Below are 23,892 nucleotides of genomic sequence, written 5' to 3' on the forward strand. Positions count from 1 at the left end.
GGGCGAAGTGGGTTGATGGCCCTACTGACAACGTTGTCAACCTGAGTTCGTTCGGGGGTCTCGAAGGGACGGTGTGCGATGCGACGACGGTGGTTGGCAGCCGTCGCGATCACGATGGCTGGCCTGCTGGGCGTCACCGCCTGCGGTAGCGGCGGTGGCGGAACGCCCGCCGGCCAGGCCACCGGCGGCGCGACCAAGGCTGCGTCCGGCGACGTCGAGGTCTTCTCCTGGTGGACCGGGCCGGGTGAGGCCGACGGCCTGGCCGCCATGCGGAAGATCTTTGAAACCCAGAACCCGAGCCTGAAGTTCCTGGACGCCGCGGTCGCGGGCGGTTCCGGTGACAAGGCGAAGGCGCTGCTGCAGACGAAGCTGCAGGGCGGTGAGCCGCCGGACTCCTTCCAGGGGCACGCGGGCGCCGAGTTGCAGGGCTACATCAAGGCCGGTCAGCTTGAGGACCTCACCTCGCTGTATGACGAGCTGAAGCTCAAGGACGTCTTCCCGGCCCAGTTGGTCGAGCAGATCAGCGTGGACGGCAAGATCTACTCGGTGCCGGTCAACATCCACCGCTCCAACGTCCTGTGGTTCAGCCCGGCCGTGCTGAAGGAGGCGGGGGTCGCGGCGGCGCCGAAGACGATGGAGGAGTTCATCGCCGCCCTCGGCAAGGTCAAGGCGAAGGGCAAGATCCCGCTGGCGATCGGCTCGGAGTGGACGGTCACCCACCTGCTCGAGAACGTCATGCTCGGCTCGATGGGCACCGACGCCTACAACGCGCTGTTCCAGCCGGGCGCCAACTGGGGCGGCCCCGAGGTGACCAAGGCGCTGGAGAACTTCAAGGCCGTCATGTCGTTCGCCGGTGACCCGCAGGACGACTGGCAGCCCGCGGCCAAGCAGGTGGCCGACGGCCAGGCGGCCTTCACCATCATGGGCGACTGGGCCTACGGCTACTTCCACAACCCGCCGGACGGCGGCCTGGGCAAGAAGTCGAAGACCGACTTCGACTGGGCGCCCGCGCCCGGCACCGAAGGCACGTACCTGTGGCTGTCCGACAGCTTCACGCTGCCCAAGGGTGCCAAGAACCGGGCGGGCGCGCTCGCGTGGCTGAAGGTGGCGGCCGGCAAGGAGGGCCAGGACGCCTTCAACCCGAAGAAGGGCTCCATCCCGGCGCGCAAGGACGCCGACGCCGCGCTGTACACCGACTACCTCGCCGACGCGCTGAAGGACTGGTCGGGCAACAAGCTGGCCGGGTCGATCCAGCACGGCGTCGCGGTCAGCCAGCCCTGGCTGGCGGCGATCAACGAGCAGGTCGGCCTGTACTTGCAGAAGCCGGACGTGGCCGGCCTGCAGAAGGGCCTGGCCGACGCGGCCACCGCCAACGCGCAGTGACGGCTGAGGGGGTACGGCCGCGCCGTACCCCCTCGGGAAAGGACTGGTTGTGAGACGGGCGCGCACCTGGCTGCCTGGGCTCCTCCTCGTGGCGCCGTCGATCGTGGCGATCGGCGTCTTCGTGTACGGCATGCTCGGCTGGAACATCCGGCTGGCCATGACCGACAAGCACAGCGAGGTGGCCGAGGGGAACTTCGTCGGGCTGAAGAACTTCATCGACATCTGGGACCTGCCGCGCTGGCATCTCTCGGTCAACCACGCGATCCTGTTCACGGTCGTGTTCGTGCTGGGCGCGCTGGTGCTCGGCTGGTTCCTGGCCTTCCTCATGGAGAAGGGGATCAAGGGCGAGGGGACGTTCCGGGCGATCTATCTGTTCCCGATGGCGATCTCGTTCGTGGCGACCGGCATCGTGTGGCGCTGGCTGATGAACTCGGGCACGGGCGAGCGGGCGGTCGGGCTGAACCGGTTGTTCGACGCGATCGGGCTGCCGCAGTGGGCATGGTTCCGGGATCCGGACTGGGGGATGGCCGCGATGGCGATCCCCGCCATCTGGCAGATGTCCGGATATGTCATGGCACTCTTCTTGGCGGGCTTCCGCGGCGTCCCCGAGGACCTGCGCGAGGCCGCCCGCGTGGACGGCTGCACCGAATGGGGCGTCTACCGGCACATCGTGCTGCCGCTGCTGCGGCCCGTCACCCTGTCGGCACTGATCATCCTGGGCCACATCTCGCTCAAGGTCTTCGACCTGATCGTCGCGGTCTCCGGCAAGCAGATCATCACCGACGTGCCCGCCGTCTTCATGTGGGTCGCCGTCTTCGACTCCCACGACCCGGCCAAGGGCGCCACGATCGCCACCTACATCGTGCTCAGCGTCGCGATCTTCGTGATCCCCTACCTGATCTGGTCCGTGCGGAAGGACAGGCGTTCATGAAGGCCCTGCGCCTGACCCTTCTGATCGCCTTCGTGGTGATCTTCCTCGTCCCGATCTACGTGCTGCTGGTGACCAGCTTCAAACCGCTCACCGAGGCCGACCCGTCCCAGGCGTGGAACCTGCCCCAGGTCTGGACCCTCGAGCCCTGGCGGGTGGCCTGGGAGAAGCTGGCCCCCGGCATCTGGAACAGCATCCTGCTCGCGGTCCCCGGCTCGCTGCTGTCGTGCGCGCTTGGCTCCATGAACGGCTACGTGCTGTCCAAATGGCGCTTCCCCGGCGCGGACGTGCTGTTCACACTCTTCCTGTTCGGCATGTTCATCCCCTACCAGGGCGTGATGATCCCCCTGGTCGAGCTCCTGGTGAACCTCAACGAGCTGGCCGGCGTCCAGGGCGTCTTCTACGGCGGCCTGCCCGGGCTGATCCTCGCGCACGTGGTCTACGGCATCCCGATCTGCACGCTGATCTTCCGCAACTACTACGTGACGATCCCGGACGAGCTCGTCGAGGCATCCCGCGTGGACGGCGCCGGCATGCTGCGCACCTACTGGTCCGTCGTGCTCCCGGTCTCCGGCCCGGCCATCGCCGTGGTGATCATCTGGCAGTTCACCTCGTTGTGGAACGACTTCCTGTTCGCCGTCTTCATCACCGGCCCGCGCAGCTGGCCCACCACGGTCATGCTCAACAACATCGCCGGCGCCCAGGCCACGCCGTACAGCCAGCAGATGGCCGCGGCGATCCTGGCCTCGATCCCGACGATGCTCATCTACGTGCTCCTCGGCCGCTTCTTCATGCGCGGCCTGATGGCGGGCGCGCTCAAGGGCTGAACCACCCGGAGGCCGTGGCACGCGACCGGAGCGACCGGCCGGGCGGCCGTGCTCAGCGAAGTTGTCGTAGCTCCGGATTGGCCAGGTGGAGGAGCGGCTCGCCCCTCAGGTAACGGCCGACCTCCTGCGCGGCGATGCGGGCCGCGTTGGCGGCCGTCTGCTTGCTGCCGCCGGCCAGGTGCGGCGTCATGACCAGGTTCGGCGTGCGCAGCAGGCGGGAGCCGGGCGGGAGGGGCTCCTCGGGGAAGACGTCCAGGGCCGCGCCGAACAGGTGGCCGGAGTCCAGGGCGTCGCACAGCGCGTCGTAGTCCAGGAGCGAGCCGCGGGCCGAGTTGACCACGACCGCGCCGCGCGGCAGGGCGGCCAGTTCGGCGGCGCCGATCATGCCGGCGGTCTCCGGGGTGGCGCGGGCGTGCAGCGACAGGAAGTGGGAGCGGGCCAGCAGCTCCGGGAGCTCCACGTGCTCGGCCAGGCCCGCGTACGGGTCGTGGACCAGGACCTCGGCGCCGAAGCCGCGCAGGATGGCGGCCACCCGGCTGCCGATCGCGCCGGAGCCGACCAGGCCGACCGTGCTGCCGGCCAGCTCGGGGCCCACGTTGTCGTAGCGGTAGTAGTCGCCGCGCCACACGCCGGAGGCCAGGTCGGCGTGGGTCTGCGGGATGCGCCGGGTCGCCGCCAGCAGCAGCGCCACCGTGTGCTCGGCCGTGGCCACCGCGTTACGGCCCGGCGCGAACGTCACCGCCACCCCGGCCTCCGTGGCCGCCGCCAGGTTGGCGTTGACCGGGCCGCCGCGGGTGACGCAGAACAGCCTGAGGTCCTCGGCCGCCGCCAGCACCCGCTCGGTCAGCGGCGCCATCTGGGTGACGCACACCTCCACGCCGCGCAGGGCCTCGATGAGCGCGTCCTCCACGTCGGATGCCTCCTGCACCTCGCCCACGCGGCCGAACGGCTCCACCGGCCAGGGCAGCGTCAGCTCCGCGACCTCCAGGCCCGCGGGCACCTCCCGGCGCAGGGCCGCGACGAGCAGGCGGTTCAGGACGAAGTGATCACCGGCGGCGAGCACGCGGACAGTCACGGTCGGCTCCAGGAAGTAGGGGCGTTGTAGCGGAGGATCGCGCCCTTGAGGTCGATCTCCGTGATGGCGCAGTTGTCCAGCCTCGGGAAGGCCCGCCGGTAGGCGCCCAGCGGCAGCCCGACCAGCGTGCACAGGGCCAGCCTGATCACGGTGGTGTGGGCCACGACGAGCACCCGCCCGTCCGGGATCTCCCGCAGGCACTCCAGGAACCTGCGCGCGGCGGCGGCCGGATCCTCCCCGCCCGGCAGCGGGCTGGCGGCCGGATCGGCTTCGAAGGCCCGCCGGGCCTCGGGGAAACGTTCGTGCATCTCGGCCGCGGTCAGGCCGTCGGCCTGGCCGAAGTCCAGCTCTGCCAGGCGGGCGTCCACGGTCAGGGGCACTCCCGCCGCGGTGGCGCCGGCGGCGGCGGTGATGCGCGCGCGGCTCAGCGTCGAGGCCCACACCCCGGTCAGCCCCGCGCTCGCGGCCCAGGCGGCCAGCTCGCGCGCCTGCTCCTCGCCGCGCGGGGTCAGCGGCACGTCGCTGAGGCCGGCGTAGCGGTTCTCGGCGTGCCAGACGGTCTCGCCGTGCCTGGCCAGCAGCAGGGTCATCGTGCGGTCCTCGGGGTCATCGTGCGGTCCTCTCCTTGGCGTGGGCGGCCACCCGCTCGTCGAGCCAGCCGCGGGCGCGCAGCTCCTCGACGAAGGCGACGTAGGGCTCCAGGTCGCAGGGGCGCGGCTCGACGACCGCGCGGGTACGGGCCAGGTTGGCCGAGGCGGCCAGCGCGGCCATGCCCAGGGCGGGCTCGGCGTTCTCGCGCAGGGTCACCGGGCGGCCCAGGACGTCGGCGCGCAGCTGGTTGCCGTACGCGCTGCCGGTGGCGCCGCCGGTCAGGATGATCTCGCCGCCGATCGGGGCGCCGAGCAGGTCGAGGTAGTCGAAGCAGAGCCGCTCGACGTAGGCGGCGCCGCGCAGCACGGCCGCGTACGTCTCCACGTCGGTCCGCGGCCTGCCCATGGTGAAGGAACGGGCCCCCGAGGCGGCGAACGGGAACCGCTCACCGGGGGAGACCAGCGGATAGATGACCCCCCGGCCGCCGCCCTTCTCCGCCTCCCCGCTCAAGGCGGCGAGGTCGCGGCCGGGCAGCAGCGTGGACAGCACGCCGGTGCCGGTGCTGGAGGCGCCCCCGGGCAACCAGGAGCCGTCCGGCGCGCGGTGGGAGTAGACGACGCCGAGCGGGTCGTGGATCAGCTCGCGGGTCACGCCCTTCAGCACCAGCGTGGTGCCGAGGACCGAGTTCCACGAACCCACCTCGATCGCCCCGGCGCCGAGCTGGGCCGCGCAGCCGTCGGTGGAACCGGCCAGGATCGGCGTGCCCTCCGGCAGGCCCGTCTCCTCGGCGGCCCCGGCGCAGACCGTTCCGATCCCGACGCCGGGGCGGACCACCTCCGGCAGCACCTCGGGCGGCACGCCCAGCGCGTCCATGACCGTCATGGGCCAGGATTCCGCGATGAGGTCCACGCCGGTCTTCAGGGCGTTGCTCAGGTCGGTGGCCACCGGCTCGCCCGCCAGGCGCCGGGTGACGAAGTCGCTCTGGTGGGCCAGCCGTACCTCACCGGCCGGGGTGTCGCGCAGCAGCCACAGCAACTTGGGCAGGGCCCAGTTGGGCTGCATGCGCTGGTACCCGAGCCGGGCCCACACCCGCGCCCCCGCCTCGTTGACCCGGTCGAGCTCGCCCGCGGCCCGCCGGTCGTCGTACATCAGCGCGGGCGTGACCGGGTCCCCCGCCGCATCGGTGAGCAGGATCGTTCCAGAGGTGGCGGCCACCGCCACCCCGGCCACGTCGTCCACGCCGTGCAGCGCCTCCCGGCAGGCCGCGGCGAGCTGACGCCACCACTGCTCGGGATCCTGCTCGTGCCGGTCCCCCTCACGGCGGCTGGTCAACGGGCGCGCGGCCGTTCCCCGCACGCGGCCGTCCCCGGTGACCGCCATCGCGCGCACGCTCTGGGTGCCGAGGTCGATCCCGATCCACACGCTCATGTACGGCTCCGCGGCACGTTTCCCCCCGTGATGGTCGACGTCATGACCGGTCCCGCAGGCCGGCAAGGAGAGGCCAGGTGGCCGAGGCGGCCTCGCGCAAGGCCACGAAGTCCCGAACTTTCAAGACTGAGCCGCTCGGCTCGATCGCGCGGCCGGGCCGTACATGCTCGGCGGCGGCCGCCTCCAGCGACGGCGCGGCGCCCGTGGCGACCAGCCCCGTCAGGTGGGCGCCCCGGGCGCCCGCCTCGGTGTCGGCGGCGCGGCGTACGGGCAGGCCGGTCACGTCCGCGATCAGCCGCACCCACAGCGCGCTGGCCGCCCCGCCCCCGCACACCCGCAGCTCGCGCGGCGATCCGCCGGCGGCGGCCAGGCAGTCGCCGATCACCAGCGCCAGCCCTTCCAGCACCGCGCGCGCGATGTGCTCGCGCCCATGCTCCAGCGACAGCCCGAGGAACGACCCCCGGGCCAGCGGGTCGGAGAACGGCGACCGCTCCCCGGCGGGCGAGAGGTAGGGCAGGAACACCAGCCCCTCGGCGCCCGGTGCGCCGCGCGCGGCCAGGTCGGCGAGCTCCGCGGGGCCGCTGAGGCCGAGCAGGCGGCAGGCCCAGTGGATCACCTCGGTGCCGGCGAACGTGGGCAGCGCCCGCAGGTAGGTGGAGCCGAGCGCGACGGTGATGCCCACAGGATCGCCGGTGAGCGACGGGGTGTCGGTGACGATCTCGGTGCACAGGGTGGTGCCGAGGATGGCGCACGCCTGGCCGTCGCTCACCGCGCCCGCGCCCAGCGCCGTGGCGGCGATGTCGTAGGGGGCCAGCACGACCGGAAGCCCGGGCGGCAGGCCGAGCCGCGCGGCGGCGGTCTCGGTGAGCGGTTCGACCCGGTCGGTCAGGCGCAGCTCGGGCAGGAGGCGTTCGGCCCATTCCACGCCGAACAGGGCCAGCAGCTCGGGGGAGTAGCGGGCGGCCAGCAGGTCGGTGAAGGAGGAGTAGTCGGTGACCAGCCTGCCGGTGAGCCGGGCGAACAACCAGCCGCCGCAGTTGAGCGCGGCGGCCGAGCGGGCGATCCGGCCGGGGTCGTGCCGGCCGAGCCAGGCCAGGATGGCGCTGGGCAGGCCGGAGGCGGGGGTGGAGCCGTTGACGCGGAAGGCGCGCTCCGTGACGCCCGCGCCGGTCCAGTCGCGCACGATCCCGGCCGCCCTGGCGTCGTTCCAGAGAATGGCCGGGCCCGTCGGCGCGCCGTCCGGGCCGACCAGCCAGCAGCCGTCGCCCTGGGCGGTGAGCGCGAGGAAGTCCACGGCCCCGACCTCGGCCGCCACCTCGGCGACGACGGCCGCGACCGCCGCCCAGACGGCCTCCATGTCCTGCTCGGCGTGGCCGGGCGCGGGCCTGGAAACGGCCACGGTACGGCGGGCCGACGCGACCTCGGCGCCATCGGCCCCGTAGCCCACCGCCTTGATCACCGTGGTGCCGGCGTCCACGCAGATGGCCGCCATCACGCCCTGCCGTGGGAGGTGCGCGACCTGCGCGCCACCGAGTCCACGATCACCGCGAGCAGCAGCACCGCGCCGGTGACCATGAAGCGGATCGAGGAGTCGAGGTTGAGCAGCGTCAGGCCGCTGGAGATGGACTGAATGACGACGATGCCGAGCAGCGCGCCGAACGCGGTGCCCCGGCCGCCGAACAGGCTGGTGCCGCCGATCACCGCGGCGGCGATCGCGTTGAGGTTCACGTCGCCGGTGCCGCTGCTCTGGTTGGCGGCGGCGAGCCTGGCGGCCATGAGGATGCCGCCGACCGCGGCGAAGGTGCTGCACAACACGAACACCGAGGTGTAGACGGTCTTGACGTTGATGCCGGCCCGCCGGGCGGCCTCGACGTTGCCCCCCACGGCGTACACGGACTTGCCCCACTTGGTCCGGGCGAGCAGGTAGTGCATGACCAGCACCATCACCACGAACAGCACGAACATCCAGCCGACGCCGCGCGCCTGGTTGAGGTACCAGACCACGGCGCCGAGCCCCAGGAGCAGCGCGCCGCTGCGCACCAGCAGCCCGGTCAGGCCGCGGGCGGGCAGCCCCGCGTCCCGCCGGGCGCGGGCGTGCAGGTAACCGGAGACGAACAGGCCGGCCGCCGCGACGGCCACGAAGACGTACGACAGCCACGGCGGCACGAAGCTGAGCTGGGCGAAGTTCACCAGGCCCGACTCGAAGGGCAGGTTGATGGCGCCCTTGCCGCGCAGCACCCAGAGCTGCAGGCCGAGGAAGGCCAGCAGCCCGGCGAGCGTGATGACGAAGCTGGGCACGCCGAACCGGTTGAACAACTGCGCGTACAGGTAGCCGATGAGCGCGCCCAGCGCCATCGCGGCGAGGATCGCCACCAGGACCGGCAGGCCCTGGGTGACGAAGAGCACCGCAAGGACCGCCGCCGACAACCCGCTGACCGAGCCGACGGACAGGTCGATCTGCCCGACCAGCAGCACGCAGACGATGCCCAGGGCCATGATGCCGACCGGCGCGGAGTCCATGGTCAGGTCGACCAGGTTGCGGCTGGACAGGAAGACCGGGTTGAGGATCTGGAAAACCGTCCAGATGACGACCAGGCCCACGACGACCGGGAGCACACCCAGATCGCCGCCCCGGGCGTTCTCGAGCGCCCCGCGCAGCCCGGGCGCGCGGCCTTCTTGCACGACGGTCATGAGCGGGCCGCCCTTCTGCTGACCACGTTGTCGGTGGCGCCGGTGATGGCGGCGACGATCTCCTCGGCCGAGACCCGGGCGGCGTCGAAGACGCCGTTGTTGCGGCCGAGCCGCAGCACGGCGACCGTGTCGGCCACCGCTTTCACGTCGGCCATGTTGTGACTGATCATGATGACGCCCAGGCCGTTCTCTCTGAGCCGTTCGACGAGGTTGAGCACCTCGGCCGTCTGAGCGACGCCGAGCGCGGCCGTCGGCTCGTCCAGGATGATCACCTTCGGGTCGCCGAGCAGCGAACGGGCGATCGCCACGGTCTGCCGCTGGCCGCCGGACAGGCCGGCGACCGGGGCGCGCAGGTTCGGGATCTTGGCCGACAGCTGCTGCAGCAACTCGTGCGAGCGGGTCTCCATGGCCACGTCGTTGAGCCGCAGCGGGCGCAGTTCCTGGCCGAGGAAGAGGTTCTCGATCACGTTGAGGTTCTCGCAGAGCGCCAGGTCCTGGAAGACCGTGGCGATGCCGAGCCGGTGCGCGGCGGCCGGTGAGGGGATCGAGGTCTGGCGGCTGTCGAACGTGATCGTCCCCGAGTCCTGCGCGTGCACCCCGGACAGGACCTTGACCAGGGTGGACTTGCCCGCGCCGTTGTCGCCGACCACCGCGATGATCTGACCGGCGGCCACGTCCAGGTCCACGCCGGTGAGCGCGGCGACCGCGCCGAAGGTCTTGGTGATCGCGCGGAGGGAGAGGATCGGGGGCATGGTCACGTGATGCCCAGCTCGGTGCAGTCCGCCGCGTACTCACCGGTACAGATGTCGGCCGCCTTCATCAGGCCGCTGTCGAACAGGACTTCCTTGATGTTCTCCCGGGTGACCACGGTCGGCACGAACAACTCCGACGGCGTGTTGTACAGCGCGGTCTTGCCCGCGGGCTTCTTGCCCTGCGCGAACTCCCACGCCACCGTGGCCGCCGCCTCGGCGACGATCTTGATGGGCTTGGAGATCGTGTTGTACTGGTCACCGGCGATGACGCGCTGCGCCGCGGCCGGTTCGGCGTCGTTGCCCGTGACCGGCGGCACCTTCACGCCGGCCGCCTTGAACGCGGCGATCGCGCCGCCGCCGGTGCCGTCGTTGGCGGCCACCACGCCGGCGATCTCGTCACGGAACTGGCTGATCTGACCGGCCACCCACTGCTGGGCCTTCTCCGGCTGCCAATCCGGGGTGTCGTACTCGGCCAGCAGCTTGAAGCCGCTCGGGTCCACGGCGCTGTGGATGCCCTTCTTGATCAGCCCGGCCGCGGCGTCCGTGGGGGAGCCGTTGACCTGCAGGATGCCGCCCTTGGCCTTCTCCTTCTTGAGATGGTCGACGAGCGACTGGCCGATCATCGAGCCGATCTTCTCGTTGTCGAAGGAGATGTAGTAGTCGGCGGGCGTGGCCGGGATCGGCCGGTCGTAGGCGATGACCGCGACCTGCTGCGACTGGGCCGACTTCACGATGGTGGCGGCCGCGGCCGAGTCGACCGGGTCCAGCACGATCGCCTTCACGCCCTGGGCGATGGCCGAGTTGGCCTGTTGCTGCTGCTTGGCGGCGTCGGAGTCGGCGTTCTGGTAGATCACCTCGCAGCTCGGGCACAGCTGCTTCATCTTGGCCTTGAACATCGGGGCGTCGGCCTGCTCGTACCGGGTCGACGCCAGGTCCGGCATGAGGAAGGCGACCTTGGCGCCCTCCGCCGGACCGGTCGCGCCGGTCTGGCTCGTGCTCCCGCACGCGGTGAGCGTGGCAACCACCAATGCGGCCGTCAGGGTTGTCTTCACGGCGACCTCCGTCCTGTGGTGCGGCTCACGTTAACGCCATCTCGGAACAGATGTCCAGAGCAAAATTTCAACACTAGGCAAAGTGGCGTTCACCGGAGGAGGGGTGGGGCCTGAGGGGTGGGCGGGGCGAGGTGGCGTTCACCGGACGAGGGGTGGGTGGGGCGGCGTTTACCGGAGGCGGGGTGGAGTGGTGTTCGCCGGAGGAGGGTGAGGTCCTGGTGGGAGGGGTTAGTCACTGAACTCCCTGACGGGAGGCCCGTTCCGGGCTGAAAATCGGGGGTGGTTGCCCGCCGACGTCGTGCCGCTATGGTCCGGTTGAGGCCGTGGGTTAGTCGGACGCCGGGAGCCGCGTTGTGGGCCCTTCACTGTGCTTCGAGCACGCGGATTAGATTCGCTCATTCCCTTGTGGCTCTTGCGGGCAGCCGGTGCGGGGCGACACGCCGAGGCGGCCGGGAGGCGATCATGCTGGACGAAGCGAAAGACTCCGAAGAGGTCATCGAACGTATCGCCGGGCTGGATATCGGCAAGGCCTGGCTGGTCTGCTGCGTGCGGGTGCCCGATGAGGAGCGGCCGGGCAAGCGGCTGCAGGAGATCGGCACCTACTCGACAATGACCCGGTCGATACTGAGCCTGGCCGATCATCTGCACTGCCTGGGTGTGAGCCGGGTGGTGATGGAGGCAACGTCGGACTATTGGAAGCCGGTCTTCTACCTGCTGGAAGCCTCCGGGCTGGAGGTGTGGCTGGTCAATGCCCGTGATGTCAAGCACCTGCCCGGCCGCCCGAAGACCGACCGGGCCGATGCGGTCTGGCTGTGCAAGGTGGCCGAACGGCAGATGCTGCGTCCCAGCTTCGTCCCGCCTGCCGAGATCCGGCAGCTGCGGGACCTGACCCGCTACCGGGTCGATCTGATCGCCGCGCGCACCGCCGAAAAGCAGCGAGTGGAGAAGCTGCTGGAGGACGCGCAGATCAAACTGTCGGTGGTCGCCTCCGACATCTTCGGCGTCTCCGGGCGGGCGATGCTGGCGGCGCTGGTGGCCGGGGAAAGCAACCCCAAGGTGCTGGCGCAGCTGGCCCAATCCACCCTGCGCCGCAAGATCAGCGCGTTGGAGGAGGCCTTCACCGGCCGCTTCACCGTCCACCATCGCTACCTGCTGGGCAAGATGCTGACCCGCATCGACCAAGTGAGCAGCGACATCGCCGACCTCGACACCACCATCGAGGAACTCATCGCCCCTTTCGCCGAGGCGGTGTCCAGACTGGATGAGATCCCCGGCCTGGGGGCCATCAGCGCGCACGCCATCCTCGCCGAGATCGGGCTGGACATGAGCCGCTTCCCGACCGCCGCCCACCTGGCCTCCTGGGCCCGCTTCGCGCCCGGGGTCAAGGAATCGGCCGGCAAGCGCAAGGGCCGCGGCGCCACCGGGCACGGCAACCCCTACCTGGCCCGCGTGCTGGGCGAGGCCGCCGTGATCGCCGGGCGCAGCAACACCTTCCTGGGCGAGCGCTACCGCCGCATCGCCCGCCGCCGCGGCAAGAAACGCGCCATCGTCGCGGTCGGCCGATCCATCCTGACCATCATCTGGCACCTGCTGTCCGACCCCGGGGCGCACTTCATCGACCTGGGCGCCGACTTCTACGACAAGCGCACCGGCACCGAACGCAAGAAACGCAACCACATTCGCGAGCTCGAAGCCTTGGGCTACCGGGTCACCTTGGAACCAGCCGCCTGACCAACTGAGCTGATCGCCTACCCCGACGCACCACCGTCCGCCGGGGTTCGCTGCCGCCTGCATGCCTACGCTCCGATTTTCGGATTAGGGGGTGGGGAGGGTCAGGATGCTTTGGGCGGTGGGGGCGTCGGTGACGAGCTGGTTGAAGTAGCCGCCCTTGGCGGCCGCCACGATGGCGGCGGCCTTCTCCGTGCCCACGGCCACGGCGATGGTGTGCGGGATGCGGCGCAGTTCCTCGACGCTGGTGGCCACGAGGCGCTCGCTGCCCGGGTACCCCACCGGCTCGCCGTCCCGGTCGTAGAAACGCGAGCACACGTCACCCACGGCCTGCTTCAGGCTGGGCGCCTCGCGGGGGACGAAGGCGGGCACGACCTGCCGCATCAACGGGGCCGAGCCGACGCCCACGATCGCGCACTTGGCCTGCGCCCACAGGTCCATCACCCGGCGCACGGAGGGCTCGTGCTGCAGCGAGTAGAACAGTTCGGGCCCCGGCAGCGCGGGGGCGTAGAGGTAGCTGGGCACGCCGCCGAGGCGTTCGGCCAGGATGCGGGTGGTCTCGTTGGTCTGGAACCAGGGCTGCGGCTCCTCCTGCCCGCCCACCGCGGGCGCGACCGTGACCCCGGGGAACTGGCCGAGCCCTTCGCGGGCGCACTCGTAGACCGTGCTGCCGGAGGAGACCAGGACCACGTCGCCGGAGGTCAGTTCAGTCGTGGCCAGGGCGCGGGCCAGGCCGGGCGCCAGCCAGGGGCCGAGCTTGGGGCCGCTCACCTTGGGCACGAGGTGGACGCGCCGGATGCCCAGGAAGGTGGCGAGTTCGGCGGCCAGCCGGCCGTCCTCCAGGGTCTCCGGGCGGTGTACCCGGATCTCGACGATGCCCAGTTTGCGGGCTTCGGTCAGCAGCCGGCTGACCGTGGCCCGGCTGACTCCCAGGCTGGTGGCGATTTCGGCCTGGGTGGCGTCCTCCAGGTAGTACTGCTTGGCCGCGGTGTACATCAGCTGGTGCGGGAAACGCGCTTCGGACTCGGCATTCATGCGCGTACCCCCTGAACACTTGTGCTGAACGGATGATCTCGACTATACCTGTCCCTGAACCAGGGCGTCGCCGAGCGCGGTGCGAGTGTAAAGGACCTTTCGTCCCGTCCGGGTGCCCGACACCAGGCCCGCCCGCCGCAGGGCGCCGAGGTGCTCGCCGGTCGTGCCCGCGCTGTGCCCGAACAGCGCCGCCAGGTGCGTGGTCGTGGCCGGCGCGGACAGTTCGGTCAGGATCCGGGCCCGGGTGCGCCCGATGAGCCCGGCCAGCCCGTCCTCCGACGTGCCGGTGCCCGCCAGCACCCCGCGCGCGGGGTAGGTCAGCGCGTACGGCCACGCCTCGTCGAGATACAGCCCCACTCCGTTCGTGAACACCGACGGCAGGAAGAGCAGCCCTTTGCCGCCCAGCCGGTGGTCTCCGTTCGCGGTGCCGCTCAGCCGTACCTCGATCCAGCCCTCGGCGTGCCAGCGCACCTGGGAGCTGAGGTCGTCCAGCGCCGCGGCCCAGCCGTACGTGGCGAGCTGACCGGCCCGCTGGACCACGTCCCGATCCAGGATGGCCTGGAACCGCGGCCAGCTCCGGGAGACGATCTCCGTCCAGAGCGCCTCGAAGACGTCGGCCAGCAAGGTGACCACGTGGGGGCCGTAGAGGATCCGCCCGATCTCCTCGGGCACGGGCGGCCGGTTGGCCAGCGCCCGCCCGATCTCCGCGTGCGCCCGCGCCGCCGGCGTGCGCCGCATGGCCGCCAGCTCCCGCTCGAACGGCACGTTCACCCCGGCCGGCGGCGGAGCCAGGAAGTCCACGTTGTCCGGGCCCTTGTTCCCGCTGATCACGGCCGCCGCGCGCAGCGCCGGGTGCCGCTCCACCAGCCCGTGGTACGGCTCCCGCCATCGCCGTACCCAGTGGACGTGCGGCCCCGCCGGGGCACGGCCGTCCAGCAGCCACTGCGCGTGCATCGTCTCGATCAGCGGCGAGATCGCGAACCTGCTGGTCACCACGTCCTGCGGGGTGACCTCCACCCTGTACACGTTTCGGTTATATCCGAAACGTTGGCTACCGGGAGAAGTCCGGACCCAGCATCGTGGTACCCGGCGGCTCCGAACCTCCCTCCGGAGCCGCCATTCCCCTTTTCTGGAGCCCTTTTGTCCCAGCCGACCGAGCGTGCCGCCACCTTCGGCGAGGTCTTCGCCGTGCCCGAGTTCCGCGTCCTGTTCGGCAGCTTCGCGCTGCTCGTCGGCGGCGACTCCGTGAAGATGCTGGCGTTGTCCGTGCTCGTCTACGCCCAGAGTGGTTCGCCCGGGTTGTCGGCCGCGGCCTACATGGTCGGCTGGCTCCCCTACATCTTCGGCGGCATGTTCCTGCTGTCGCTGGCCGACCGGCTGCCGCCGCGGGCGCTGATGATCGCCGGCGAACTGGTCAGGATGGTCGTCTGCCTGCTGCTGGCCTTCGCCGGGCTGTCCGTCTGGGCGATGCTCGCGCTGGTCCTGGTGACCGGGCTGTTCTCGCCGGTCTTCATGGCGGCGCGCAACGCGATGTTGCCCGACGTGCTGCCCGGGGACGCGTTCGTGCTGGCCAGATCGCTGATGGGGGTGACCTCGGCGGCCGCCCAGGTGGGCGGGCTGGCGCTGGGCGGGGCCTTCCTCGCCCTGACCGGGGCGCACGGTGCGCTGGCGGTGACCGCGGTGATGTCGCTGGCGGCCGCACTGGTGTTGCGGTACGGCCTGCCGTACCGGCCGGCTCGGCAGGCGGAGGCGCACGGCGCGGTGCGGACCACGCTGCGGGTCAACCGGGAACTGCTGGCCGATCCGAAGGTGCGCGGGCTGCTGATGGCCGCGTGGTTGCCGGTGATGTGCCTGGCCGGGGCGGAGGCGATGATCGTCCCGTACCTGGGCGGGCAGGGGCAGGCCGGGGTGGTGCTGGCCGCGGCGGCGGTGGGGATGGCGGTGGGAGAGTTCTGCGTCGGGCGCTTCGCCGCGCCGGCGGTGCGTGAGCGGCTGTCGCTGCCGCTGGCGGTGCTGCTCGGGGTGCCGTGGTTGTTCTTCGTGCTGCGGCCGGGGATCTTCTGGGCGGCGGTGCTGGCCGCGGTGGCCTCGGCCGGGCTGGCCTACCAGCTCGGGCTGCAGCGGCGCTTCCTGGACGCGGTGCCGGAGCGGGTGCGCGGGCAGGCGTTCGGGCTGCAGTCGTCGGGGCTGATGACCGGGCAGGCGGCCGGCGCGGCGATCATCGGGGGAGTGGGCGAGGTGAGCGGGTCCGCGCCGGCGATGGTGGCTGGTGGGGTGGCCGGGGTGGTGGTGGCGCTGGCGTTGTTCCGGCAGCTCAGAGCACCGGTACGGCAGAGCCGGGCGCTTTAACCGGAGTGCGGTGGGATTCAGCCGGGAGGTGGGGATTCAGCCGGGAACTGGGGGATTCAGCCGGACTGCGGTGGGATTCAGCTGGGAGGTGGGGGGATTTCGCCGGAGCCGCGGGTGATGAGGCGGACGGGGAGCTGGAGGTGCTGGGCGGGGCCGCGGTCGCCGGCCAGGCGGCGGAACAGCAGCTCGGAGGCGACCCGCCCGAGCCCCGCCGGGTCCTGGGCGACCACGGTGACGCCCGGCGTGAGCAGGTCCGCCAGCTCGAAGTCGTCGAACCCGGTCAGCGCCAGGCGCCGCCCGCGCAGCGCCCGGAGCGCGGTGACGGTCACCCTGCTGTTGCCGGTGAACAGCGCGGTGGGCGGGTCGGGCAGGGCGAGCATGCGGTCGAGGTCGGCGCCGGTGGTGGCCGGGCCGGGGGCGCGCATGGAGACCAGGTCCGGGTCGAACAGCTCGCCGAGCGCGCCGCGGTAGCCGGCCAGGCGCTCGATGGCGGTGAAGATGGCCGGGTTGTCGCCGAGGAAGGCAATGCGCCGGTGCCCGGCCGAGCGCAGGTGCGCGACGGCCAGCCGGGCGCCGCCGGCGTTGTCGCACAGGACGGTGTCCACGTCGATGCCGGGGCCGGGCGGGCGGTCCACGAAGACGGCCGGGGTGCCGGCGTCGAGTTCGGAGCGCAGGTAGGAGTGGTCGTCCCCGGCGGGCACCACGATCAGCCCGTCCACGCGGCGCGCGCAGAACGTGCGGACCAGTTCCCGCTCGCGCCCCGGGTCCTCGCCGGAGGAGCCGCTCAGCAGCAGGCAGCCGTGGCTGATGGCGACCTGCTCGACGGCGCGTCCGAGTCCCGCGTAGAAGGGGTCGGAGATGTCCTCGATGACCAGCCCTATCGTGGACGTGCGGCCTTGGCGCAGCACGCGGGCGCTCTCGTTGCGGCTGTAGCCGAGCTCGTCGATGGCCGCGCGCACGCGTTCCGCGGTAGCGGGGTTGACGCCGGGCTCGCCGTTGACCACCCTGGAGACGGTCTTCAGCGCCACGCCCGCGGCCGAGGCGACGTCCTTCATCGTCGGTCTCACCCTGCGATCATTTCTCAAGCCGTACCCGTAGACAACGTTGTCAGAGGGTTATGCAAGAGTAGATCCCCTATGTCGTTCAGGTCCGTACTGCTCGTCGCCGGATTCGTCCTGGTCGCACTGAACCTGCGCCCGGCCATCGCGAGCGTCTCCCCGCTGCTCGACGAGATCATGACCGATGTCGGCCTCACCCCCGCGGGCGGCGGCGCGATCACCACTGTCATGATCGTCTGCCTGGGTGTCTTCGGCCCCCTCGCACCCCTGCTCGTACGCCGGATCGGCCTCGACCGCACGTTGCTGGCCGGGCTGCTCGTGCTCGCCCTCGGCATCGTGCTGCGCACCCTCGACGGCGCCCCGGCCCTCTACACGGGCGCGGCCGTGGCCGCCGTCGCCATCGCGGTCATGAACGTGGTCATGCCCGGCCTGGTCAAACAGCACTTCCCGGCCCGGGTCAACCTCTTCACCGGCCTCTACAGCGCCTGCGCGGCCGCCGGCGCCGCGACGGCCTCCGCGTTCATGATCCCCCTCGAGCGGGCCACGGGGTACGGCTGGCGGGGGGTGTCGGCCATGATCGCGATACCGGCGCTGGCCGCGGCCGCGTTGTGGCTGCCGCAGGCGCTGGCCAAGCCGGACGGCGGGCCCAACGGCCCCCGGCCCTTCCGCGCGGTGCTGCGCAGCCGGGTCACCTGGTACGTCACCGGGCTCATGGGGCTGCAGTCGCTGACCTTCTACGTGATCCTGGCCTGGCTGCCGACCATCTTCCTGGAGGCCGGACTCCCCGCCGACCAGGCCGGTTACCTGCTGAGCATGACGACGCTGGTCCAGGTGGGAGCGACGTTCGCGGTGCCGGTGCTGGCGGGGTGGCGCCGGTCGCAGGCGGGGTACGTGGCGGCGGCGGTGCTCTGCACCATGGCCGGATACGGCGGCCTGCTGGTCTCCCCGGTCGCGGCCCCCTGGTTCTGGATGATCGTCCTGGGCATCGGGCAGGGCGCGGCCTTCGGGCTGGCGTTGCTGCTGATCACCTTGCGGGCGCCCGACCCCACCGCGGTGACCGCGGTGTCGGCGGTCGCGCAGTCGTTCGGGTACGTGCTGGCCGCCGTCGGCCCGGTGTTGTTCGGGGCGTTGCGCCAGGCGACGGGCGGGTGGACGGCGCCGCTGACGGCCGGGCTCGGCATCCTGACCGTGCAGCTCGTGGTGGGCTGGCTCGCCGGGCGACCTGCTACCTTAGGCAAGGCTAACCTTTAGCCTGGCTTGGGGGATGACGGTGCTGACCGAGGTGCTCGAACGCGTGGCCGCCTCCCGTGACGGGATCCTCGGGGTGGAGCCCGGGCTGGCGATCGAACCCGACGCGAGCTGGACGCCGGTCGCCGACCTGGTGCGGGAGCCGTACACACTGCTGGGCGAGCTGGTGGACCAGACGGCCGGGCGCTGGAACGCCCCGCGGCACGTCGGCGCGGCGTTGTTGTGGAAGACCTACGGTTACTGGCACATGTTCCCGATGGCGCTCGGGTGGGCGCTGGACGGCCGCATCCCGGTCATGAAATTTCGGGACACGTTCTTCAAGGTGTCCGACGCCGGCGTCTCCATCGGCGCCACCCGCGTGACCTGGGAACGAGGCGCCGGCGCGATCGCCGCGGCGGTCGCCGAATCGCAGGCCCCCATCGTCAAGGCGCTCAGCGGCATGGTCAACGTCGGCGAGCGCACCCTGTGGGGCTCCACCGCAGAAGCCGTCGCCCACCCGCTCACCCAGGTGGTGAAGGGCGACTACATGAGCCTGCTCAAGGAGATCGGCAAGCCGCTGGACGGCCTGCTCACCCCCGCGGGAGACGGCTACCTCCGCAAGACCTGCTGCCTGTGGATCACGCTTCCCGATGTTGAACCATGTTCCACCTGTTGTGTTCTCAGCCGTAACTAGGCGGGTTTACTCTGCGCGCATGATGCTGCGCAGGTTATTCGCCGGTGTGACCCTGACCGCCCTTCTGATCCAGCCCGAGCCCGTCGTGGCCCACACGCAGAAGGAGCCGACCGTCATCGGCCACCGGGGCGCCAGCGCCCACCGCCCCGAGCACACCCTCCTGTCCTACGAGGCCGCCATCGCGATGGGCGCCGACTACATCGAGCCCGACCTCGTCTCCACCAAGGACCACGTGCTCGTCGCCCGCCACGAGAACGAGATCGGCGGCACGACCGACGTCGCCGTCCGTCCCGAGTTCTCCGACCGGCGCACCACCAAGACCATCGACGGCCGCGCCGTCACCGGCTGGTTCACCGAGGACTTTACCCTCGCCGAGCTGAAGACCCTGCGGGCCAAGGAACGCATCCCCGACCTCCGCCCCGACAACACCGCCTTCGACGGCCTCGCCGAGATCCCCACCTTCGAAGAGGTCGTCCAGCTCGCCCAGCGCCACCGGGTGGGCGTCTACCCCGAGACCAAGCACCCCACGTACTTCGACTCGATCGGCCTGTCCCTCGAAGAGCCCCTCCTGGACACGCTGAACCGCTACCGCGTCCGCAAGGCGTACATCCAGTCCTTCGAAACGGCCAACCTGCGCGAGATGCGCAAGAAGACCCGCCTGCCGCTCGTCCAGCTCATCACGTTCGGCGGCAAGCCCTACGACTGGGTGGTCTCCGGCGACCCGCGCACCTACGACGACATGGTCAAGCCCGAGGGCCTGCGCGAGGTGGCGGCCTACGCCAACGGCGTCGGCGTGGACACGCGGCGCATCCTGCCCGTCGGTCCCGACGGCAAGCTGCTGCCCCCGACCACCCTGGTACGGGACGCGCATCGGGTACGGCTGGCGGTGCACATCTGGACGATCCGCAACGAGAACTCCCAGCTCCCCCTGGACCACCGCCTGGGCAACCCGGCCAGCCCGGTCTTCCCCCGCGCCACCGGTGACGTGATGGGGTTCTTCGGCCGCCTGCTCAGCCTGGACATCGACGGCGCGTTCTGCGACGACCCGTCGATGTGCCGGGCAGTGGTGTCGTCCCGGTCGCGGTAGCCCCTGGTAGCCGGTGTACGCGGGCCGTTGCGGCGGCGCGTTCGTCCGACGTGAGAAGCGACCCCCACGACCTGCGCCCGCGTACGTCGGTGGGTGGTGTGGGGGTGGCTTCGCCGTACTTTATGGGTTTATGCCACCTCGGCCGGAGAGTCGAGCGGACGGAGCTCGTCGGCGTAGCTGACGGAGGTGCGGCGCATCACGCCCCCGTCGTCGATCGAGTACTGGCCGAGGCGCCACAGCGGCGGCGAGTACGCGTGGATCGAGACGCTGTGTGAGGTCGCGCCGTTGAGCCGGTGGATGTGGTCCGGCCCGAACGAGAACGACTGCCCCTCCGCCACCACCGTCTCCAGATGCTCGCCCCCGATGCGCGGATTGCACTCCAGCAACGCCCCCCGCACCACGTGGACCGCGCCGGAGCTGATGTCGTGGTCGTGCCAGCCGGTGTCGTCCTCGGGGCGCCAGCACAGGAGCCACACGTCAACATAGGCGTCGCGGTAGAGCGAGGCGTAATGCCGGCCGCCGTCCATGGGGAAGTCGACGAGTTCCTGCCACTCGCCCGGGTTGGCGGCGAGGTCGTTGACCAGTTCGCGAAGTTCGCGACGGTCGAGGGCGCGCTCCGGGAGGCGGGTGCAGGTGCCCCCGTCCTTCAGGATTGGCTCGCTCACGTGCGGTTCTCCTTCCTGCCGAGTAGACGACGGGGGTTGGTCACGCGGATGGCGTGGGCCGCCGCGCTGCCGAGGCCCGGGTCGGGGGCCGTGGCGTAAGGGGCGTCGGAGCCGTTGACGACGACGTCGACGCCGAGCTCGCGGACGATCGCGTCGATCGCGCGCGGGCCGTAACTCGAGGTCTCAACGAAGAAGCCGGGGTCCACCAGCCCGCGGCCGGCCCCGCCCCTGGCGAGCAGGCGTTCGGAGTGCAGGGGCGCGAGCCCGGCCAGCAGGGCGAAGCAGACGCGCAGCCGGGGGTGGCGGGGGCGGACGACGGTGTGGAAGTGGTACCACGCCGCGTGCATCTGCTGGACGTAGGGGACGACCGCGGGCCACCATGAGGGGCGGCCGTCCCCGGCGTCCGCTGCGGGGCCCGGGTGCACGAACAGCGGCAGGTCGCGCTCCACCAGGACGTCGAGCAGGTCGTCGAGGGGTTCGGCGGTGGCCGGGATCTGCAGTCCGGCGAAGCCGCGGTCGAGGTCTTTGGCCAGGCGTTCCGGGTCGGGTTCGCGGTGGCAGGTTGCGGCCCAGGCGCCGAAGGGCGCGGGCAGGCCGAGCGCGCCGTCGTGGTAGGCGTCGATGAGCGGCCAGGCGTCCTCGGGCGGCAGCGACTCGATGCCCAGCGGGCTGGACAGCGATACGAGTGCCAGGTCACCGGTCTCGCGCGTGGCCGGGTCGTGGTCGGCGGGGTCGACCTCGTACGGCGGCTCGCCGTCCAGGATGAGCGTCCATCCGTCCAGGTACGGCGGGGCGGTGCGGGCACGCAGCGCCTCGACGAACGCATGGGTCCACAGGTGCTGATGGACATCGATGCTCACGATCACACCTCCCCGTATTTCCTACTGATAATATAGGTAAACGTTCCACCCTGGTAAGACTGGAGTGTGAAACGCTTCACTGATACGATTCAGTGAACCGCTTCACCTGGCTCCCTGTCAACGGGTGCGGGTGTCTGAAGCCGCCACGCAATAGGCTGGCGAGATGCCCCGCAAGAGAGCGACCATCAAGGAAGTGGCCCAGGCCACTGGCCTGTCGCCGGCCGCCGTCTCCTACGCGCTGCGCGGCATGCAGGTGTCGGAGGAGACGATGGAGCGGGTCCGCGCCGCCGCCGCCGAACTCGGCTACGAGGCCGACCCCATCGCCCGCGCCCTCGCCAGCGGACGCACGGGCATGATCGGATTGCTCTGCGGCTCCCTCGAAGACCTGTGGCAGCAGTCCCTGTCCGTCGGCATCAGCAGGGGCCTGCGGGAGAAGGATCGCTACGCGCTCATCCTCGACGCGGTCGGCGACCCGGCCCGCGAGCGCGCCCTCGCCCAGCAGCTACGCGACCAGCGCGTCGACGGGCTCATCGTGCAGCCGGTCGACCCAGCCGCCCCCTTCTGGCCCGAGCTGTGCGAGTCTGTGCCCGTCGTCTCGGTGGGCGACTCACTGCGGGGCACCGCCGGGGAGGTGGTCTTCGACAACCGGCGCGGCATGACGCTGGCCCTGGAGCACCTCAAAACTCTCGGCCACCGGCGGGTGGCCGTTCTCACGCCGACCCGGACCAGCACCCCCGACCGGCCCGCCGACATGCACGTCACGGCCGAGGCCGAGCGGCTGGGCCTGGACATCGAGGTCACGACCGCGCCTCACGAACTGGCCGCCGCCACCGCCGTCGCCCACAAGATCCTGGAGAAGGACCGGCCGAGCGCGGTGTTCTGCTTCGCGGACTCGATCGCCTACGGCGTCTATGCGGCCGCCGCCGAGCAGGGGCTGTCGATCCCGGATGACGTGTCGGTGATGGGCTACGACGACCATCCGATGTCCGGGCTGCTCACGCCCGGTCTCACGACGGTCGACTGGAACATCGCGGGCATCGTCCGGGCCGCTGTGCGCCTCGTCGTGGCGGCCGTCGACGGCGGCACCAAACGCCGCAGGGTGGTGCAGCAGCCCACCCTGCGCGAACGCGGATCCGTCCGCGACATCAGCTCCTAGCGGAGAAGTGCGCGGGCCTCGTCGAGATCGCCGTCCAGAGGACGATCGGGCTCCGGGCCGCGACGGGCACGCACGGCCGCCACCCGCTCGCAGGCCAGCACGATCTCCAGCGGCTCCACGCACCGCAGCGCGTACCTGGCCGCCTGCGTGGCGAACCCCGCGTGGTCCTCGGTGCCCCGGGAGATCACGGCCGTCGCGCCGGTGACCGGACCGGCCAGATGCCGCAACTCGGCCAGCGCGTCCTGGGCGACGTACTCCAGGATCATGAGCCCAGAACTGCCCGGCCGGTCGGCGAGGAAGGGCAGGGCGCCCGTGTAGCCGGGTTCCATCAGCGTGGCCAGCCGGGCGGCGCTGAGCTGGGCGGCCGGGACCAGCGCCGCCCGCAGCGCGTCCAGGGCCAGCGCGACCGGCGCCGAGTGGAAGTTCCCGTTGTGCCAGGCCAGGGAACGGGCGATGAGCGGGTTCTCCGCGGCCGCGTTGAGGTCGATCTCCACGGTCCCGGCCGCCCGTTCCACCGCGTCGAGCGCGGCCCCGTGCACCTGGGCGAACGCGCGGTAGCCGTACGGATCCTGCACGCGGGTGGCGAGCTCCCCGTTGAGCAGGCCACGCAGCCGCGCGGCCGCGAGCGCCTGCCCGGGGTGCGGCCGCGCTTCCTGTACGGCTGCCGCCAGCGGTTCGGCGGAGGCGCTGACCGCGGTGAAGGAGAAGGCGGCCACGTCGATCCCCGCCTCCAGCAGGCCGCGCAGCCGGTGACAGGCGAGCGCGGCGTCGGCCAGCGTGAGCGCGCCTGAGCTGATGAACGGCAGCGCGTCGGAATCGGCCAGCGGAAACCGCGGCCCGTCCCCGCCCGCCCAGTCACGTTCGCCCAGCAGGCACAGGGCGGTCGTGGCCAGCGCCGTCAGGTCGCCCGTCCCGATGGCGCCGTACGCGCGCACGGGCGGGGTGACCCCCGAGTTGATCGCCTCGGCCAGCGCCGGCAGCACCCCCGGGTCGATCCCGGAGCCGCCCGCGAGCAACTGGTTGAGGCGTACGGCCAGCATCCCCCTGGCCCGCTCCTGCTCGATCAGCGCCCCGGCGCCTCCCGCGTGGCTGCGCAGCAGGTCCGATCCCGACGCCTCGACCTCGACGTCCTTGTTGGCGCCGACCCCGGTGCTCTGGCCGTACACGGGGCCGGTGAGCTCGCGGGCGGCCCGCCACGCGGCCCGGGCGCGATCGGCAGAACCGATCTCCACCCGGGCCGCGCCGGTGGCCACGGCCGACACGCGTGCGCACGTCAGCCCGCTGCCGTTCAGTTCCATGGCGGGAT

Annotated in this window: 22 protein-coding genes; 9 read left to right on the forward strand and 13 right to left on the reverse strand. The window is 71.4% G+C overall.

Going from position 1 to position 23,892, the window contains the following annotated elements:
- The first annotated feature begins 78 nt into the window (after window positions 1-78).
- Genes FVE25_RS32610 through FVE25_RS32620 form a run of 3 tightly spaced genes read left to right on the forward strand, consistent with a single transcriptional unit; the run spans window position 79 to window position 3,138 of the window.
- Window positions 79-1,383 carry an ABC transporter substrate-binding protein gene (locus FVE25_RS32610; protein WP_157250945.1) on the forward strand — a complete coding sequence of 435 codons (1,305 nt, stop codon included), beginning with the start codon at window positions 79-81 and terminating at the stop codon, window positions 1,381-1,383.
- A gap of 49 nt (window positions 1,384-1,432) precedes the next feature.
- Window positions 1,433-2,314, forward strand: coding sequence for a carbohydrate ABC transporter permease (locus FVE25_RS32615; protein WP_157250946.1), 882 nt, complete (start codon window positions 1,433-1,435; stop codon window positions 2,312-2,314).
- On the forward strand, window positions 2,311-3,138 hold the full coding sequence (locus FVE25_RS32620) for a carbohydrate ABC transporter permease (RefSeq protein WP_157250947.1): 828 nt from the start codon (window positions 2,311-2,313) through the stop codon (window positions 3,136-3,138). The genes FVE25_RS32615 and FVE25_RS32620 overlap by 4 nt, the downstream gene beginning before the upstream one ends.
- Before the next feature lie 52 nt (window positions 3,139-3,190).
- On the opposite strand, the gene FVE25_RS32625 is transcribed toward FVE25_RS32620, so the two are convergent.
- The 7 genes from FVE25_RS32625 to FVE25_RS32655 are packed head-to-tail and all read right to left on the reverse strand — an operon-like array spanning window position 3,191 to window position 10,727.
- Window positions 3,191-4,213, reverse strand: coding sequence for a 2-hydroxyacid dehydrogenase (locus FVE25_RS32625; RefSeq protein WP_157250948.1), 1,023 nt, complete (start codon window positions 4,211-4,213; stop codon window positions 3,191-3,193).
- Complete coding sequence (locus FVE25_RS32630) at window positions 4,210-4,803, reverse strand: histidine phosphatase family protein (RefSeq protein WP_157250949.1); 594 nt, start codon at window positions 4,801-4,803, stop codon at window positions 4,210-4,212. Before FVE25_RS32630 ends, FVE25_RS32625 begins: the two co-directional genes overlap by 4 nt.
- A 16-nt stretch (window positions 4,804-4,819) precedes the next feature.
- Window positions 4,820-6,232, reverse strand: coding sequence for an FGGY-family carbohydrate kinase (locus tag FVE25_RS32635; protein ID WP_157250950.1), 1,413 nt, complete (start codon window positions 6,230-6,232; stop codon window positions 4,820-4,822).
- A gap of 40 nt (window positions 6,233-6,272) precedes the next feature.
- On the reverse strand, window positions 6,273-7,724 hold the full coding sequence (locus FVE25_RS32640) for an FGGY family carbohydrate kinase (protein WP_157250951.1): 1,452 nt from the start codon (window positions 7,722-7,724) through the stop codon (window positions 6,273-6,275).
- Window positions 7,724-8,923 (reverse strand): sugar ABC transporter permease, encoded by a 1,200-nt coding sequence (locus FVE25_RS32645; protein ID WP_157250952.1) that lies wholly within the window; start codon window positions 8,921-8,923, stop codon window positions 7,724-7,726. Before FVE25_RS32645 ends, FVE25_RS32640 begins: the two co-directional genes overlap by 1 nt.
- Window positions 8,920-9,675 carry an ATP-binding cassette domain-containing protein gene (locus tag FVE25_RS32650; protein ID WP_157250953.1) on the reverse strand — a complete coding sequence of 252 codons (756 nt, stop codon included), beginning with the start codon at window positions 9,673-9,675 and terminating at the stop codon, window positions 8,920-8,922. Before FVE25_RS32650 ends, FVE25_RS32645 begins: the two co-directional genes overlap by 4 nt.
- Window positions 9,676-9,677: 2 nt before the next feature.
- Window positions 9,678-10,727, reverse strand: a complete 1,050-nt coding sequence (locus tag FVE25_RS32655) for an ABC transporter substrate-binding protein (protein ID WP_219825732.1) — start codon at window positions 10,725-10,727, stop codon at window positions 9,678-9,680.
- Window positions 10,728-11,189: 462 nt separating this feature from the next.
- Here FVE25_RS32655 and FVE25_RS32660 point away from each other — a divergent pair, with 462 nt between their 5' ends.
- Window positions 11,190-12,458: an IS110 family RNA-guided transposase gene (locus FVE25_RS32660; RefSeq protein ID WP_157250954.1), complete on the forward strand. Its 1,269-nt coding sequence runs from the start codon at window positions 11,190-11,192 to the stop codon at window positions 12,456-12,458.
- Window positions 12,459-12,542: 84 nt separating this feature from the next.
- Here FVE25_RS32660 and FVE25_RS32665 read toward each other — a convergent pair whose 3' ends face one another.
- Together FVE25_RS32665 and FVE25_RS32670 are read right to left on the reverse strand one after the other, a co-directional pair.
- Complete coding sequence (locus tag FVE25_RS32665; RefSeq protein WP_157250955.1) at window positions 12,543-13,490, reverse strand: sugar-binding transcriptional regulator; 948 nt, start codon at window positions 13,488-13,490, stop codon at window positions 12,543-12,545.
- A gap of 42 nt (window positions 13,491-13,532) precedes the next feature.
- Window positions 13,533-14,516 (reverse strand): ArsR/SmtB family transcription factor, encoded by a 984-nt coding sequence (locus FVE25_RS32670; RefSeq protein ID WP_246267752.1) that lies wholly within the window; start codon window positions 14,514-14,516, stop codon window positions 13,533-13,535.
- 114 nt (window positions 14,517-14,630) lie between these two features.
- On the opposite strand from FVE25_RS32670, the gene FVE25_RS32675 reads away from it, so the two are divergent.
- Window positions 14,631-15,839: an MFS transporter gene (locus FVE25_RS32675; protein WP_157250956.1), complete on the forward strand. Its 1,209-nt coding sequence runs from the start codon at window positions 14,631-14,633 to the stop codon at window positions 15,837-15,839.
- A 77-nt stretch (window positions 15,840-15,916) separates the two neighbouring features.
- On the opposite strand, the gene FVE25_RS32680 is transcribed toward FVE25_RS32675, so the two are convergent.
- Window positions 15,917-16,894 carry a LacI family DNA-binding transcriptional regulator gene (locus FVE25_RS32680; RefSeq protein ID WP_157250957.1) on the reverse strand — a complete coding sequence of 326 codons (978 nt, stop codon included), beginning with the start codon at window positions 16,892-16,894 and terminating at the stop codon, window positions 15,917-15,919.
- 81 nt (window positions 16,895-16,975) lie between these two features.
- Between FVE25_RS32680 and FVE25_RS32685 the strand changes: the two genes are divergently transcribed.
- The 3 genes from FVE25_RS32685 to FVE25_RS32695 are packed head-to-tail and all read left to right on the forward strand — an operon-like array spanning window position 16,976 to window position 19,905.
- Window positions 16,976-18,148 carry an MFS transporter gene (locus FVE25_RS32685; protein ID WP_157250958.1) on the forward strand — a complete coding sequence of 391 codons (1,173 nt, stop codon included), beginning with the start codon at window positions 16,976-16,978 and terminating at the stop codon, window positions 18,146-18,148.
- A 13-nt stretch (window positions 18,149-18,161) separates the two neighbouring features.
- Window positions 18,162-18,818 carry a (2Fe-2S)-binding protein gene (locus FVE25_RS32690; protein ID WP_157250959.1) on the forward strand — a complete coding sequence of 219 codons (657 nt, stop codon included), beginning with the start codon at window positions 18,162-18,164 and terminating at the stop codon, window positions 18,816-18,818.
- Between the two features lie 19 nt (window positions 18,819-18,837).
- Entirely contained in the window at window positions 18,838-19,905 is a 1,068-nt protein-coding gene (locus FVE25_RS32695; protein WP_246267754.1) for a glycerophosphodiester phosphodiesterase, read from the forward strand.
- Between the two features lie 128 nt (window positions 19,906-20,033).
- Here FVE25_RS32695 and FVE25_RS32700 read toward each other — a convergent pair whose 3' ends face one another.
- The gene (locus tag FVE25_RS32700; RefSeq protein ID WP_157250960.1) at window positions 20,034-20,570 is read right to left on the reverse strand and encodes a cysteine dioxygenase; all 537 of its coding nucleotides are present in this window, start codon (window positions 20,568-20,570) and stop codon (window positions 20,034-20,036) included.
- The gene (locus tag FVE25_RS32705; RefSeq protein ID WP_246267755.1) at window positions 20,567-21,430 is read right to left on the reverse strand and encodes an amidohydrolase family protein; all 864 of its coding nucleotides are present in this window, start codon (window positions 21,428-21,430) and stop codon (window positions 20,567-20,569) included. The genes FVE25_RS32700 and FVE25_RS32705 overlap by 4 nt, the downstream gene beginning before the upstream one ends.
- Before the next feature lie 163 nt (window positions 21,431-21,593).
- Between FVE25_RS32705 and FVE25_RS32710 the strand changes: the two genes are divergently transcribed.
- Window positions 21,594-22,586: a LacI family DNA-binding transcriptional regulator gene (locus FVE25_RS32710; protein ID WP_157250961.1), complete on the forward strand. Its 993-nt coding sequence runs from the start codon at window positions 21,594-21,596 to the stop codon at window positions 22,584-22,586.
- On the opposite strand, the gene FVE25_RS32715 is transcribed toward FVE25_RS32710, so the two are convergent.
- On the reverse strand, window positions 22,583-23,884 hold the full coding sequence (locus FVE25_RS32715) for an aromatic amino acid ammonia-lyase (protein WP_157250962.1): 1,302 nt from the start codon (window positions 23,882-23,884) through the stop codon (window positions 22,583-22,585). The two genes, FVE25_RS32710 and FVE25_RS32715, sit on opposite strands and share 4 nt — an antisense overlap.
- Window positions 23,885-23,892: the final 8 nt, after the last annotated feature.

The organism is Nonomuraea typhae (assembly GCF_009760925.1).
GTDB lineage: Bacteria > Actinomycetota > Actinomycetes > Streptosporangiales > Streptosporangiaceae > Nonomuraea > Nonomuraea typhae.